This window comes from Paenibacillus sp. UNC217MF (assembly GCF_000686865.1).
Lineage (GTDB): Bacteria > Bacillota > Bacilli > Paenibacillales > Paenibacillaceae > Paenibacillus_B > Paenibacillus_B suaedae.
The window spans coordinates 682,313-697,656 of record NZ_JMLT01000003.1; the positions used below are offsets into that span (position 1 = coordinate 682,313).

Genomic DNA, 15,344 nt, shown 5'->3' on the forward strand with positions numbered 1-15,344 from the left:
GCGTCACAGAAGTGCCAGTTCTAGTATAGCCAGTCAGGAAGCTGTTATTCGGTACGGCTATCGACGACTAGCGTAACCGGTCCGTCATTAATAAGATGCACATCCATCATGGCTCCGAACTTCCCAGTCGCAACTTCCAAACCTAGTGTACGAAGACGTTCATTGAATAAATCATATAATGGTTCCGCCTGCTCAGGACGAGCCGCTGCCATGAAGTTCGGGCGTCTTCCCTTCCGGCAATCCCCGTATAAGGTAAACTGAGATACCGATAAAATGCTGCCGCCTACATCCTGCACCGAGCTGTTCATTTTACCAGATTCATCTTCAAAAATACGAAGACCTGCAAGTTTATCCGCCATCCATTCAATATCTCGCTCTGTATCTTCGTGTGTAATGCCCACAAGAAGCATTAAACCCTGTCCAATCCCGCCAACTATTACTCCATCAACGTCCACATGCGCCTCCTTGCAGCGCTGTACAACTACCTTCATGTCGTCATCCTCCTTAGTCCCATATTGCGGTTACAACACCCTTGAGGGGCTGGCATGCTAGATAAGCGTTCCTGTCATCCGCCATTTTATCCTTCTATTACCAACGTCCTTGCATGTAAAAAGGCAGCGAATTATTGCATAATTCGCTGCACTGTGTATACGTCTTTTACTCGTTTGATCTTCTCTACTACAGACTGAAGATGATCCGTATTTCGAATAAGAATCGTCATATGAATCATGGCCAGCTTATTACGGTCAGAACGTCCAGACACTGCTGCTATATTGGTCTTGCTCTCGGATACAGCCTGCAGCACTTCGTTCAAGAAGCCACGGCGATCCATCCCCGTAATCTCGATATCGACACTATAATTCGCCTCAGCAGACTCTCCCCACTCCACATCAATCATCCGTGCAGCGTCTTCGCCATCCGTTGTCGATACGACATTCACGCAATCTGCCCGATGGACAGATACGCCTCTTCCGCGGGTTACATACCCGACAATATCGTCCCCCGGCACTGGATTGCAGCACCGGGCAAAGCGAACGAGGAGATTGTCGATTCCCTTAACGGTAATGCCGTGAGTCGGACGATGCTTGCGAACAGGCTCCTTCTTGACTTCCTTCACTTCATGCGTCAATTCAATCTGACTTGCTTCCTCGGCTTCCTTGCGCATCTTCTCCGTCATGCGAGTGCATACCTGCGCTGCAGTGATCCCGCTGAAGCCTACGGCAGACATCATATCTTCTATATCGTTGAAGTTGAATTTCTTGGCTGCTTCCATCAGCTTCTCATCAGCCATCCATACGGATGTCTCGAGCCCAAGACGCTTCAGTTCACGTTCAATGGATTCCCGGCCCTTCTGCACATTCTCTTCTCGCTTCTCCTTCTTGAACCATTGCTTAATCTTGGAGCGCGCATGCGAAGATTGTGCGATCTTAATCCAGTCCGGGCTAGGACCATAGGAATGCTTTGAAGTTAAGATCTCAACGATATCCCCGGTCTTCAGCTGATGATCAAGCGGTACGATCCGTCCATTCACCTTCGCACCGATCGTCCGATTTCCAACTTCCGTATGGATGCGGAAGGCGAAGTCGAGCGGTACTGAACCGGATGGAAGCTCAATAACTTCTCCCTTCGGCGTAAATACAAATACGAGATCAGAGAAGAAATCCATTTTGAGCGACTCAACAAATTCCTGGGCATCCTTGGTTTCCTGCTGCAAATCCAAGATTTCACGCAAGAAGTGCATCTTCTCTTCGAAGCTGCCGCCAATCGTGCCATTCCCCTCTTTGTAGGCCCAATGAGCCGCGATACCGTACTCGGCCGTACGGTGCATGTCCCAAGTGCGAATCTGAACTTCCGTAGGCTCGCCCGTAGGCCCGATGACCGTTGTATGCAAGGACTGATACATGTTCGTCTTCGGCATCGCAATATAGTCTTTGAATCTACCTGGCATCGGCTTCCACAGTGTGTGGATAATCCCTAAGGTCGCGTAACAGTCTTTAATATTGTCGACAATAATTCGAATGGCAAGCAAATCATAGATCTCGTTGAACTGCTTGCTCTTCGCCGTCATTTTTTTGTACACACTATAAATATGTTTTGGGCGTCCTGACAGATCAGCTGTAATTCCCATCTCATCGAGTTTTTCTTTGATCCGGGAAATGACATCCGAAATGTACTGCTCACGTTCTGCCCGCTTCTTATGCATCAAATTCGCAATGCGATAATACTGCTGCGGATTCAAATACCGAAGCGCAATGTCCTCCATCTCCCATTTGATCGCGGAAATACCCAGACGATGCGCAATCGGACAGAAAATTTCCAGCGTTTCATACGCGATACGGCGCTGGCTTTCCTCCGACTGAAATTTGAGCGTTCTCATATTATGCAGTCTGTCCGCCAGCTTAATGACGATGACTCGGATATCATTTGCCATAGCTACGAACATTTTGCGATAGTTTTCATTTTGCTGCTCTTCTTTAGAGCGGAATTGGATGCGTTCCAGCTTCGTCAGTCCGTCAACGAGCATCGCGCAAGTCTCCCCGAACTTAGCTCGCACTTCCTCCAGGGATACGGATGTATCTTCTACGACGTCGTGCAGCAAGGCCGCAACGACAGAGGTAGGATCCATCTGCATGCCAACAACGATGTCTGCAACGGCCAACGGATGCAATATATAAGGTTCACCGGATTTCCGGACTTGTCCGGTATGCGCTTTGTCCGCAAATTCGTATGCATCGCGGATGCGATCGAGATCCGGTTCTTTCATATAGGTCGCAGCTTTCTCAATTAATTGCTCGATACCCATTGGAGTCGACTCGGTTCCTTTCTTCATCCGGGGACACCTCCCCTAGATTACAGAGTATCCTATAATTATGCCTTTATTCGGTGTCACTCGTCAATGGTTTCCGATCCTTATCATCCGTGAGTGGTGTTTATATATGTCGAAATTTGCAGAATAATCTCGTTTCTTATGGGCATTTGACGTTTTTTTATGCAAATCGAGTAAAATGTTGTTGAAATGAAGGGGGCTTAACCTGTAAATTATATAGTTGGGCCTTAGCGGTAGTTCAAGAAGCTCAAACTTTTTGAACATTGATTGTCTACACGCCCGAATACAACTACATATTTGAAAAAGGAGTGCATTCGCTTGCAACGCGAAATTCAAGTGCATGAAAAACCTGGCTTCGCTCCAGGGCTGCTGCTCAGCATTCAACATTTGTTCGCCATGTTCGGTTCTACCGTGCTTGTACCTAACCTATTTGGAGTCGATCCAGGGATTGTACTGCTGATGAACGGACTAGGTACACTATTCTATCTCATTCTGTGCCGCGGTATGATTCCTGCTTATTTGGGATCGAGCTTCGCCTTCATTTCTCCGGTTATGGTCGTTCTCTCTGGTCATGCGGAGAATTATGCACAAGCACTTGGCGGTTTTATCGTATCAGGTATTATATTTATCGTAGTGGCTCTCATTGTCCAAATGGCAGGCACTCGCTGGCTTGACGTATTATTCCCTCCTGCAGCAATGGGCGCCATTGTTGCGGTTATCGGTTTGGAGCTTGTACCGGTTGCTGCCAACATGTCTGGCTTCATTCCTGCTGGCCCAGATGCCCCATTGGATGGGAAAGCAGTAACGCTCGCATTGATCACATTGGGTGTGACCGTAATCGGTAATGTTATGTTCCGAGGATTCTTTAAGATTATCCCGATATTGATCGGTATTATTACTGGTTATGTGTCGGCTTACCTTATGGGCTATGTGAATATGGATAAGGTCGTTGAGGCATCGTTCATCTCACTGCCTACGGTTACAACTCCAGAATGGAATATGACTGCCATACTTACCATCATTCCCGCAGCGCTCGTCGTTGTCGTGGAGCATATCGGGCACTTGATGGTAACGAGCAACATTGTAGGAAAAGACTTATCCAAAGAACCTGGCTTGCATCGTTCCTTGCTTGGTAATGGTATTTCTACTGTCATTTCTGGTTTCATGGGTTCCACACCGAATACAACATATGGTGAAAATATCGGCGTTATGGCGCTGACACGCGTATACTCCGTATGGGTTGTCGGTGGCGCTGCTGTAATCGCAGTTATCCTGTCGTTCTTCGGCAACGTGTCCGCATTGATTGCGAACATTCCTGTTCCCGTTATGGGCGGCGTATCCCTGCTCTTGTTCGGGGTCATTGCTGCATCTGGTCTCCGTGTTCTTGTGGACTCCAAGGTTGACTTCAGCAAGCCGAAGAATCTGCTGCTGACAACCCTCGTCATCGTCATCGGGATCAGCGGTGCCAAGCTCCAATTCGGTGCTGTTGAATTGAAAGGGATGGCGCTCGCAACTGTGCTTGCGATTGTACTGAACCTGTTCTTCATTATTTTGGACAAGCTTCATTTGTCTAACGAATAATATTGAATCATACAAAAAAATCCCTTGCACGCATCTTCATCTATCACGGAAGAAGAGGCGGCAGGGGATTTTTATTATCGTTGCTTCACAAGAGAACGAATTAATATTGAACGAGCGAAATAACGTCGATGCCTTCGCCCAATTTGTCACGGCCGTTCAATTCACTAAGCTCAATCAGGAATACCGCACCAACGACTTCGCCGCCCAACTGACGAACGAGATCAATCGTAGACTTGATTGTACCGCCCGTAGCGAGCAGGTCATCTGCGATAAGCACTTTTTGGCCAGGCTGAATGGCATCCTTGTGCATAGCAAGCTTATCCTTGCCATACTCCAAGTCATAACCGACCTCAATCGTCTCTCCTGGAAGTTTACCACTCTTGCGGACAGGAATGAAGCCAGCTCCGATAGACAATGCCAATGGAGCACCTACTACGAATCCGCGCGCTTCTGGTCCTGCTACGAGATCAATCTGCTTATCCTTTACGAGTTCATGCATCGCTTCAATGGTCGCCTTGTAGGCTTGGCCATCCTTCAACAATGTTGTTATGTCCTTGAAGCTGATGCCTGGTTGTGGGAAATCAGGAATCACCCGAATATGCTGTTTTAAATCCATCAAAAATCCTCCCTTGGAATTATCCAAATATAATATAGCTTACTTGCAACGCGCTTCATCCCAATATGACCATATCCATGCCGCTAATTCCTCAGTCACTGGTTCGTACCAGCGAGATTCCCAGGCTGCTGCGGTCATCCAATCCTGATAGCGCTGTGATTGTTCAAGTGATGTTTTGTTCGGTTGCTGTACAATGCTGTATACGCTGTTGTTCAAAGAAGATGTACAAGTAATAAAGTCCAATTCCTTAAATACTTCCATCAGCATCAGCAGTTCTCGTTCATTCATACGCAATCTCTTCGCAAGCGAAGACATCGTTGACACTTCCATATCCCAAGTGCCGACTCGCTTTAGTTCGCTATATGCATGGGCCATTCGATCACGACTAGGAGTAAACAGCCGCCCGCCTTCCGGCTGGCGCGGGAGTATGGCATGTATTCTTCCTACATTCGGAAGCTGATCTGCCAACCGCTTCAGCTCCCATTCCGATGGAGGGATACTGCACAGCACGAGCTCATGGATATGCTTCGACACGTTCCCAAGCATGGACTCATCCGCTGCCCATGCCCAGGAGCTCGGTATGACGGTAGGCCCTTCAAGCTCATCGCTATACAACCAGACGAACGGTTCAGCGGCGTACACTCCTGCTTGCTCTCGTGTCATAAGTAGAGCGCTCGTCAGCGGTTCATCCTGCTCGAGTGTTCTTGCCAACTCAATAGCTGATTCGAGTGGACGAGCAGTTGCGCGACGATCGAATAGCTGTCGTTCTGTAATCTGGATATCCTGCATCATCAACTGCGGCTTGCGCTGTCCATTCCATTCATTGATCGACAGCTCTCCAAGCACATCAACCTGCACATCATTGGCAATTCGGTAGGACAATGCCCCTTTATGAAATGCCACCGCATCCAATGTAGCACGCTCTTTGCCTAACATCAACTTTAAATGTTGTCCTTCTTTCCCCATCGTGCGCTTATCGCGTACTACCGCGTTGCGAATAACCACACGCGGACTAGGATTGCCCATTCCGAATGGCGCTAGACGCCCTAATTGCTCAATTACTTCCAGCGGAACATCATCAAGCTCACATTCCGCATCGACTTCCGTGCATGGAATGTAATCATCCTCGGTCAATCTCTCCGCAGCCGTCTTATTCAAGCGTTCCTCCAGCTCGGATAATCGGTCGCGATGAATCGTCATCCCGGCGGCAGCCTGGTGACCGCCATAGTGTTCGAATACCTCTGCGCATTCCGTCATCGATTCATATAAATCAAACCCTGCAATCGAACGGGCCGAGCCCTTGCAAAGTCCTGATTCTTCATCAATCCCAAGCACGAAGGTAGGCCGATAATAGCGTTCTACAATCTTCGAAGCAACAATTCCGATAACGCCGACATTCCAGCCCTCTGCTGCGAGAACGATGACATTCGGAACCTCGCCTGTATCAGTCATCTTCTCCGTCAACTGTGCCTCTGCTTCCTTCACGATGCCTTCTACGATCTTCTGCCGCTCCTTATTCAATCGATCCAGCTCAGATGCATAAGCGATAGCTGTCTCATCCTCATCAGCCGTTAACAATTGAACCGCGATATCGGCATGATCGAGCCGACCGCTTGCATTAATGCGCGGGGCCATTGAGAAGGCAATACTTGTCGAGGTTACTTCTGTCGGATCTATCGCGCCAATGGTCATCAAAGCGCGAATGCCCGCATATTGGGAACGAGCCATGCGTTTCAATGCTTCCTGAACAATGACTCGATTCTCTCCGAGTAGCGGCATCAAGTCAGCCACTGTTCCAATCGCAGCAAGCTCCAGATAATGTTCCGGCACATTGCCGAGTAATGCATGAGCCAGCTTAAAAGCTACGCCCACCCCAGCCAATCCCTTGAATGGGTAGGGGCAATAAGGAAGCTTCGGATTGACGAGGGCATATGCTTCTGGAAGCTGCTCAGGCGGCTCATGGTGATCCGTAACAACGATATCAATGCCAAGCTCCTTCGCATAGGCAACCTGCTCTACGGCACTAATGCCAGTGTCGACGGTTACGATAAGCGTACAGCCTTGCGCCTTCGCATCATCAATCGCGCCATTGTTGAGTCCATATCCTTCATTCGCACGATGCGGGATATAGTAATCGAAGTTCGCCTCTAACTCTCTCATCAGGTAAATCATAAGCGAAGTACTCGATACGCCATCCGCATCATAGTCACCGTAAATTCGAATTTTCTCTCCGCTATTTAACGCCCGTCTTATCCGTTCCACCGCTTCTTCCATCCCTGCCATGAGGAACGGGTCATGCAGTTGGTTGACATCAGCATATAAAAACTGCTGGATCTGCTCCGCAGTGTCAATCCCACGTACGACCATCATACGAGCCAACAATGGCGATAATTTGGCTTCTTGTGCCAATCGACTCACTTGCTCGTCTGACGTTGCCGCGCAGATCCACCGTGAACGTGGATGAAGCATTCTTTATCTCCTTTATTATCCTTATTGCAGCAATGTGGAGGCATCCTCACTACGTGCTTCCTGAGATCGATAAGGGAATCCCGGATCGAATGGATTCACATGTACGAATACATCTGCTACATGGATAAACCGCTGCAATAAATGTTTTTTGACTCGCTTGGCAACTGTATGTCCTTCCGCTACCGTCAAGCGAGGATTGACGCTAATTTTGACATCTACAATCACATAATGTCCGTGCTCGCGCGCTCGCAGCTCATCAACAGTAATTACACCGTCAACGGATTGCACTGCTCGAATAAGTGGATTCGCATCCTCATCATGCAGGACGTGATCCATGGTGGAGTGGATGGAGTCCAGTACGAGCCGATACCCCATTCGTAGGACGAGCAGAGCTACAACAGCACCCGCGATCGGATCTAAATAGAGAAGCCAGCTAATGCCTAGTTTGCCGCCAATCATTGCTCCCCCAACGCCTGCTAGTGCCGCAATAGACGAGTATACATCAGATCGATGCTCCCACGCATTCGCAATTAATGCCTGCGACGATAAGCGCTTGCCCAATCGGAATTTGTACTGGAACATACTCTCCTTCGCTACGATGGACAAAATAATAGCTGCCAGCGCATACCACTCTGGCACGACGACTTTGCCATTCCATATTGACTTAGCCGCAGAGATTGCCAGTTCAATTCCCACGACCAGCAGCAGTACAGAGACGACAATTGCAGCAATCGATTCTGCCTTGCCGTGACCATATGGATGATCTTTGTCTGGAGGACGCTTAGCCGCCTTCAAACCGACTAGAACAGCGAATGAACCCGCTACATCCGAAGCAGAATGAAAGGCATCTGCGATAAGCGCCTGGCTCCCGGACAAAAATCCGGCTATTCCCTTGACTCCAGCTAATAAGATATTCCCGATAATTCCTACCCAGGCTCCGGTCTCCGCCTTGGCAAATCGGTCAGTAGACATGCAGCATCCCTCGTTTAATCATCATTGTGATCATGGCGGCTTACACAACGCCAAAACCGCGTCACAAACGGACGCGGCTTTATCGTATGTTTCTTAACTCCAGATTATGAGAGAAAAGAAAAACAAATGGTTTCTTTACAAAATAAATTACTTCGCTTCCTGCGGTTTAGCAGAAGCTTTTGGTTTCTTGCTCTCTTTGTTCTTCAATACGACCCACAGCGGGCTTGCAATGAAGATGGACGAGTAAGCACCAAAGCCGAGACCGAATAGAATCGCAAGTGAGAACATCCGGATTGACTCACTACCGAAGATGAACAGACAGAGCGCCGTTACCAATACAGTCAATACTGTATTGATGGAGCGAGTGAGCGTTTGGTAGATACTGTCGTTAACCAAATGAGCCAAGTCATCCATACTCTTGATCTTCGAAAAACGTAAATTCTCACGAATCCGGTCAAAAATAACGATCGTATCGTTAATGGAATAACCGATGATCGTCAGCACCGCAATAATAAACGGCAGCGTGACCTCCAACCGGAAGATGGAGAACAAGCTGATAACCATAAATGCATCATGCAGCAGGGCGACAACCGCTGATACGGCAAAGCGCCACTCAAAGCGGATGCTGACATAGATAATAATCCCGATGCTCGCGATCAATACAGCGAGCAGTGCATTACGCTGCAATTCGCGGGCAATCTCTACATCAACCGTATTGATTTCCATGGAAGAGCCTTCATCAATCTTCTTCATGTCCGCCTTGAACTGCTTTTCGTGCTGCTCATCAAGAACTTCAGTGAAACGTACGGTAATACGTTCCGCCCCCATCGTAATCGTAGGTTCTTTTTTGAAATTATATGTTTTCAGCAGTTCTTCCACTTGTGATTTCTCAATTTTCTTAGTTAGGTTGATATCCACATTCGTACCAGAGCTGAAATCAACTCCATAGTTCAATCCGAATATCGATAGAGACAACGCACCGAGAATGGTAATCACGATCGAGAAGATAAAGAAATATTTACTCTGATGAACAAAGTTGAATGTTCCCTTAAAGCGCACGGATTTCACTCTCCTTTACGCCAAAATATCCTGGCTTGCTCAATAACTTCGATTTCGCAAGCAGATGTAGGAACACACGAGACAAGAATACGTTTGTGAAAATACTGCAAATGACTGTCATCATCAAGATGAGTGCGAAGCCTTTAACGGAGCTTTCACCCATGATGTACATAACAACACCTGCAATAATCGTCGTTACGTTTGCATCCATAATGGTTCTGAACGAGTTCTTTGAACCAGCCTTGAGTGCGGAGTTAATCGATTTACCGCTCCGCAGCTCTTCCTTAATCCGTTCATAAGTAATGATGTTCGCATCGACTGCCATACCGAGACCGAGAATGAATGCCGCAATACCCGGCAATGTCAGTGTAATATCAGCCAACCAGAACAACACCAGCAGAAGCCATGTGAACAAGACGAGCGAGAAGCTCGCAATTACCCCTGGCAAACGGTAAACAAGCAGCATGAACACGAGAATCAGTGCCGATCCGATCAAGCCGGCTTTCACCGTTTGTTCCAACGACAACTTACCTAGTGTTGCAGCAACACTTTGGGAGTATTTTTCTGTCAGTTTCAGCGGCAATGCGCCAAGGTTGATTTTGTCGCGAAGGTCATTCGCTTCCTCAACCGTGCGCTGACCAGTAATCGTCGCCTCTCCACCCGGAATCTCGTAGTTAACAGCCGGATCAGAGATCATATTCTCATCCATGAAGATTGCCAAATGGTTGCGCTGCTCACCGGCAAGTGAAGCAAGACGTTTCGTCAATTCAGAGAATTTGCCTGCATCCTTCAACTTGATAGCTACAATCGGTTGTTGCAAATCGTTAAATACGACGCTCGCGCCACCCTCCTTGAAGTCTGTTCCCTGCAATTCCACCTTACAGTAGTCCGTGGCTTCCTTGCAGCCGTCAGAACTACGGAAGGTCAGCACCGAAGGCTCCTTCAATTTCTTGCGAACTTCTTCCTCATTCTTCACATCGGCAAGCTTGACACGAATCCGATCCGAACCTTCAATGATGATCTCCGGTTCGCTCGTGCCGTTAGCATCAATACGCTTAGCCAAGCTCTTCGCCGTTTGTTTCAACGCCTCATTTGTAATTTTACCACCCGATTCAAGCGGCGATGCTTGATACAATATTTCAAAGCCGCCCTTCAAATCGAGCCCAAGACGTATGCTGTTGACGATCGAAGGGCTTGTCCAAAAAATGACGCCTAGCGAAACGACAACGATGAGCAGGAATGCGGTCACCCTTTTCATATCGTCCCTAGTCCCCTTTCATATTCAATATTCCTATTATATCGGCGCTCATTTTTCGCGTCAATTTTAAGAATCATGGCAAACAAACAAAAAAAAGGCCTCGCCTTATTAAAAGGGAGCGCCCCGATATGCGGCAACTGTCATATAATTCATAAATTGCGTTGCTTTAAGCGATAAAATATCATTTACAACCTTATGCAGCGCAGGCTCGCTTCCATTTTTTACATACTTTGAACTTACACATTCCCATACATCCTTACCGGTAACGTGCTCGTACCCAATCAAGCGCAATTCTTCTGCTTTGCTCTCACAGCACAGTTCAATTGCCTCGATACGTTCCGCATCACTAATCAGTTCTGTCATGCCGCACAACTCCCTTCTCCACGTTAGTCATAATTCGACCCTCTCCTCTTGAATTCCTGCTAATACGCAAGCTCTAGGCTGAAAATCTCCTCAACACTTTCGGTATGGTTTGTGGACAACCGCATATGAATGATATTGGGCAGCAATTACGTGCTGAAGTTTGCGCGAGAAGAGGGATGCTATTGTCAAAAAATACCTTACAAAAACAAACATTTATTCAAGGAACACTTATTTTATTGGCAGCCGGCATCGTGAACCGCATCCTTGGATTCATCCCACGCATTATGCTGCCGCGCATCATTGGAGCAGAGGGCGTAGGCATTTATCAGCTGGGATACCCCTTCCTCATCGTGATCATTACGTTAATAACGGGTGGGATTCCACTAGCAGTGGCCAAGCTTATCGCGGAGGCAGATGCTACCGGCGATCAACAACGAGTAAGACGGATATTGTCATTGTCACTCAAAATAACGATTGGGGCATCCCTATTATTTTCAGTTGCCTTGCTTGTTCTTGCACCATGGATTACGACACACGTTCTAACGGACAGCAGAGTATATTATACGTTCATGGTGATGACCCCCATCATTATCGTGATTGCTGCCTCATCCGTGCTTCGAGGGTATTTCCAGGGCATGCAGAACATGATACCGACCGCGATGTCTCAAGTTACTGAGACCATAATACGGATCTTTACCGTCATTTTATTTGCTTATATGGGCTTGCCTTACGGCTTGGAATGGGCGGCCGCTGGCGCCATGGCAGGTGTAGTGATTGGGGAGATCGGAGGATTTGCCGTACTTGCTTGGATGTATCACACGGCTCGTAAACGTCACTCTCAGAGCAGCGCTCAACAGCTCAATGCGGTGCAGCAGCCAATTAAAGGTGGACAAGAGCCAACGTTCGCAACCTCTTCCCCAGCTCAGGGCAATGTTTTACAAAGATTGCTGCAAATCGCGATCCCTGTTACAGGAGGCAAACTGGTTGGATCTCTGTCCTATTTATTAGAGTCCATCACAATCGCACGCAGTCTTGCAGCAGCCGGTATCATTACCGCAGTCGCAACGGCGCAATACGGAGCACTTCAAGGCATGATTATTCCTATTCTCACCTTGCCAGGAGCACTTACTTACTCTCTTGCGGTCTCACTCGTCCCTGCCCTGTCCGAAGCACTTGGCCGCAGAGATACGACCACCATTCAGAAGCGCATTCATCAGGCTCTCCGGCTTGCGCTCGTAAGCGGAGCACCTTTTGCTGTTGTTATGTTTGTACTGGCTTTTCCCTTATGTTCTCTGCTATACAATGATGCAACCGTTGCTCCAATGTTGAAATGGATGGCGCCTGTTGCTATTTTCATTTACCTGCAAGCCCCGCTCCAAGCTGCTCTCCAAGCGCTAGAACGTCCGGGAACAGCTCTCGTCAATACCTTCATAGGGGCATTTCTTAAAATTGGGTTGATTCTATGGCTCGCGGCCGATCCGAAATTAGGCATTACCGGCGCGGTCATCGCCATCAATGTGAACATCGTTGTCGTAACAACCATGCACGCATACAGTGTCGTTCGCCATGTTGGCCTTAAGCTTCCTTGGCTGGATTTCATCAAAGTTGGAGCCGCAATGATCATTACGGCTGGATGCATACAAGCGACATATATTCATTTTCCAGGTTCTACGGACGAGCATCTTGTGCTTCGATTCATTATTTCTTGTATTGTTGGGATTGTTGTCTATATTCTACTTCTTATCATGATGAAATTAATCGATCGCAGTGATCTTTCCCGCTTTCCGTTCTTTCGACGCTTCTTTCATGCGAAGCCTGATCCAAAATAATCTCAGCGCTTTAGCTTACTCGGGTTGCTATCTACGTAAATATGGCCTTTATGGTCTATGGAACAGAAGAACACTTGCTTAAAATCATAGACACCCTTTTGTTGGATTTGATTTTTCAACCAGAACCGTGTCTTGTCGATGCTTAGCAAATTCTGTTCCTGCACCTTCCCCTCCATAATGAGCGGCAAGGGAAGGGATGTGAATTGATATTGGTGTGCTTCCGGCAGGGCGGGCTGTGTATTGGATGGTTTGGACTTGCTTTCCTTCTGCCCTTCCTGCTTGCCTGCATTTGAGCTCGATGAGTTCTGGTTTGGCTTTTCCTCACTTGCCTTAAATACGGACAATTCCCCTGTTGATTCTAAAATGGCGTAGGTAACATCATTGATATTGTCGATCCCTTGTCCCCGCAGTTGCAGCATTAAATCATCCAAATTGTATCGCTGCTTCTTCATAACGTCCTGCTGCAGCACTCCATTGGCAATAATAATGCTTGGAGTCCCGTCAAATACTTCGCGCATTTTCGTGCTCTTTAACGTTACGAAGGCAAGCGTAACCTGGATGACGAGCAGTACAATGATCGGAGCAAATTCCACAAGAAGGGGACGCTCTGAATCGTCAATCGTCATGACTGCAATATCTGCAATCATGATCGAGATCACGAGGTCAAAAACAGACAGCTTGCCGATTTCACGCTTGCCCATTACACGAAGAACAATTAATACCGCAAAATACATCAACACTGTACGAAAAACGACGGTCCAAAGTCCCATATGTTACGCCTCCCTCGCTGCCGATTGTCGGATTGCGATAGCCGCTTTCATTGGTATTCTGACCGTCGTGATCGTGAAGCATACTGCTTCATTATTATTGAATTGTTCCCATCCTGTATCTTACAAATGGACAATTGTAATTATAGGATGAACAGCAAAATGTATCCTGTTGAAATCAAAAGCGAGATAATCGTAATAGGCGCACCTATTTTCAAAAAGTCCATATAGCTAAAACCATGACCCTCACGCTGGGCCATACCCGCCACAATGACGTTGGCAGATGCACCTATCAGTGTCCCGTTTCCGCCAAGACATGCACCAAGCGCAAGTGACCACCAGAGTGGATTCAATTGGTTCGGATCTGTAATCCCCATCTGCGTCCCGATATCCTGCAAGAGAGGAATCATTGTCGCGACGAACGGGATGTTGTCAATCGTAGCCGACGCAATACCGGATACCCAGAGGACGAGCATCGAAGTCTTGGTCATATCACCGTTCGTAAGTCCGAGCGTAAGTTCTGCAAGACGATTGATGACACCTACTTGAATCAAACCGCCAACAAGGATGAACAATCCGATAAAGAAAAGAATCGTAACCCATTCGACTTGATGGAGCGCCTCTTCAAGCTCCTCCTCATTTTTCAATCCGATGAGCATCAAGATTGTTGCTCCTGCCATTGCGACAACCGCTGCCTCAACGTGAATGACTGAATGGAGTGCGAAGCCAAGAATCGTAAAAATAAGCACAGTAAGGGACTTCTTTACAAGCTTAGCGTCTGTAATGTACGAAGCTGCCGACAGCTCCATCAATGCTTGCCGCTGCTCGTCCGACACATGCAGCTGTTTGCGGTAGATGAACAGCAAGCAGCCGATTATGACGATTGCGATGACAAACACAATTGGAGCCAGATGCGTCAAAAACATATTGAAAGTCAGATGCTTATTGGCAGATCCAATCATAATATTCGGCGGATCGCCTATTAGGGTTGCTGTTCCCCCTACATTCGATGCGATAACCTCCGCGATCAGAAATGGCACTGGGTTGATTTTCAACATACGTGTAATGGAAAACGTAATCGGCACCATGAGCAGCACCGTCGTTACATTATCCAAAAATGCAGATCCTACCGCTGTGAGCAGGAACATAATGAGCATGATGCGCTTCGGATGTCCCTTCGCCCGCTGTGCTGCCTTGACAGCAGCGTATGAGAAGATCCCGCTCTTGTTCGTAATCCCCACCAGAATCATCATACCAACGAGCAGGAACAGCGTATTCCACTCGATATAGGTTGTAAATGCCATATGTACATCTACAATCTGCAGGACGAGCATCGCAACTGCGCCTAAGAGCGCAATAACGGCTCGGTTAATCTTCTCCGAAATAATGATGGCATACGTGATTAAAAACACAATGACCGCCGCGGTCACTTGCCAATTTGCTACAGTATGTCCCACAAGACTCCATCCCTCTCTACCTTATAAGGCTCTGATTGCAACTTTCTTCTTTACTGACCTTTTGTTCACACATTATAACGCTGTCTTTTTTTTTCGTCTATGCCTTGTACTAAATTGGATAGCTTGCCCATACGATGAATACTAAT

Annotated in this window: 12 protein-coding genes; 2 read left to right on the top strand and 10 right to left on the bottom strand. The window is 47.5% G+C overall.

Features of this window, described 5'->3' with window-relative positions; all coding sequences use genetic code 11:
* Window positions 1-44: 44 nt before the first annotated feature.
* Window positions 45-491, bottom strand: coding sequence for a D-aminoacyl-tRNA deacylase (gene dtd, locus BP95_RS0103260; protein WP_021257020.1), 447 nt, complete (start codon window positions 489-491; stop codon window positions 45-47).
* A 131-nt stretch (window positions 492-622) separates the two neighbouring features.
* Window positions 623-2,803, bottom strand: a complete 2,181-nt coding sequence (locus tag BP95_RS0103265) for a RelA/SpoT family protein (RefSeq protein WP_028531400.1) — start codon at window positions 2,801-2,803, stop codon at window positions 623-625.
* Between the two features lie 342 nt (window positions 2,804-3,145).
* Between BP95_RS0103265 and uraA the strand changes: the two genes are divergently transcribed.
* Window positions 3,146-4,408 carry a uracil permease gene (uraA, locus tag BP95_RS0103270; RefSeq protein ID WP_028531401.1) on the top strand — a complete coding sequence of 421 codons (1,263 nt, stop codon included), beginning with the start codon at window positions 3,146-3,148 and terminating at the stop codon, window positions 4,406-4,408.
* Window positions 4,409-4,508: 100 nt separating this feature from the next.
* On the opposite strand, the gene BP95_RS0103275 is transcribed toward uraA, so the two are convergent.
* The 6 genes from BP95_RS0103275 to BP95_RS0103295 all read right to left on the bottom strand — a co-directional run bounded on the left by BP95_RS0103275 (window position 4,509) and on the right by BP95_RS0103295 (window position 11,145).
* Window positions 4,509-5,024, bottom strand: a complete 516-nt coding sequence (locus BP95_RS0103275) for an adenine phosphoribosyltransferase (RefSeq protein WP_021257022.1) — start codon at window positions 5,022-5,024, stop codon at window positions 4,509-4,511.
* Window positions 5,025-5,063: 39 nt separating this feature from the next.
* Window positions 5,064-7,493 (bottom strand): single-stranded-DNA-specific exonuclease RecJ, encoded by a 2,430-nt coding sequence (recJ, locus tag BP95_RS0103280; protein WP_028531402.1) that lies wholly within the window; start codon window positions 7,491-7,493, stop codon window positions 5,064-5,066.
* Between the two features lie 21 nt (window positions 7,494-7,514).
* Window positions 7,515-8,465 (bottom strand): cation diffusion facilitator family transporter, encoded by a 951-nt coding sequence (locus BP95_RS0103285; protein ID WP_021257024.1) that lies wholly within the window; start codon window positions 8,463-8,465, stop codon window positions 7,515-7,517.
* Between the two features lie 147 nt (window positions 8,466-8,612).
* The gene (gene secF / locus BP95_RS31725) at window positions 8,613-9,524 is read right to left on the bottom strand and encodes a protein translocase subunit SecF (protein ID WP_021257025.1); all 912 of its coding nucleotides are present in this window, start codon (window positions 9,522-9,524) and stop codon (window positions 8,613-8,615) included.
* On the bottom strand, window positions 9,514-10,782 hold the full coding sequence (gene secD / locus BP95_RS31730; protein WP_021257026.1) for a protein translocase subunit SecD: 1,269 nt from the start codon (window positions 10,780-10,782) through the stop codon (window positions 9,514-9,516). Before secD ends, secF begins: the two co-directional genes overlap by 11 nt.
* A gap of 108 nt (window positions 10,783-10,890) precedes the next feature.
* The gene (locus BP95_RS0103295; protein WP_021257027.1) at window positions 10,891-11,145 is read right to left on the bottom strand and encodes a post-transcriptional regulator; all 255 of its coding nucleotides are present in this window, start codon (window positions 11,143-11,145) and stop codon (window positions 10,891-10,893) included.
* Window positions 11,146-11,321: 176 nt separating this feature from the next.
* Between BP95_RS0103295 and spoVB the strand changes: the two genes are divergently transcribed.
* Window positions 11,322-12,974, top strand: coding sequence for a stage V sporulation protein B (gene spoVB, locus BP95_RS0103300; protein ID WP_021257028.1), 1,653 nt, complete (start codon window positions 11,322-11,324; stop codon window positions 12,972-12,974).
* Between the two features lie 2 nt (window positions 12,975-12,976).
* On the opposite strand, the gene BP95_RS0103305 is transcribed toward spoVB, so the two are convergent.
* Together BP95_RS0103305 and BP95_RS0103310 are read right to left on the bottom strand one after the other, a co-directional pair.
* Window positions 12,977-13,744, bottom strand: coding sequence for a YetF domain-containing protein (locus BP95_RS0103305; RefSeq protein WP_021257029.1), 768 nt, complete (start codon window positions 13,742-13,744; stop codon window positions 12,977-12,979).
* A 140-nt stretch (window positions 13,745-13,884) separates the two neighbouring features.
* Window positions 13,885-15,198, bottom strand: a complete 1,314-nt coding sequence (locus BP95_RS0103310; RefSeq protein WP_021257030.1) for an ArsB/NhaD family transporter — start codon at window positions 15,196-15,198, stop codon at window positions 13,885-13,887.
* Between the last annotated feature and the right edge of the window lie 146 nt (window positions 15,199-15,344).

Excerpts from the sequence above, each read along its gene's own strand:
- BP95_RS0103265 (WP_028531400.1), bottom strand. The coding sequence starts at position 2,803 with ATGGGTATCGAGCAATTAATTGAGAAAGCTGCGACCTATATGAAAGAA.
- recJ (WP_028531402.1), bottom strand. The coding sequence starts at position 7,493 with ATGCTTCATCCACGTTCACGGTGGATCTGCGCGGCAACGTCAGACGAG.
- spoVB (WP_021257028.1), top strand. The coding sequence starts at position 11,322 with ATGCTATTGTCAAAAAATACCTTACAAAAACAAACATTTATTCAAGGA.
- BP95_RS0103295 (WP_021257027.1), bottom strand. The coding sequence starts at position 11,145 with ATGACAGAACTGATTAGTGATGCGGAACGTATCGAGGCAATTGAACTG.
- BP95_RS0103305 (WP_021257029.1), bottom strand. The coding sequence starts at position 13,744 with ATGGGACTTTGGACCGTCGTTTTTCGTACAGTGTTGATGTATTTTGCG.
- BP95_RS0103275 (WP_021257022.1), bottom strand. The coding sequence starts at position 5,024 with ATGGATTTAAAACAGCATATTCGGGTGATTCCTGATTTCCCACAACCA.
- BP95_RS0103285 (WP_021257024.1), bottom strand. The coding sequence starts at position 8,465 with ATGTCTACTGACCGATTTGCCAAGGCGGAGACCGGAGCCTGGGTAGGA.
- secD (WP_021257026.1), bottom strand. The coding sequence starts at position 10,782 with ATGAAAAGGGTGACCGCATTCCTGCTCATCGTTGTCGTTTCGCTAGGC.
- dtd (WP_021257020.1), bottom strand. The coding sequence starts at position 491 with ATGAAGGTAGTTGTACAGCGCTGCAAGGAGGCGCATGTGGACGTTGAT.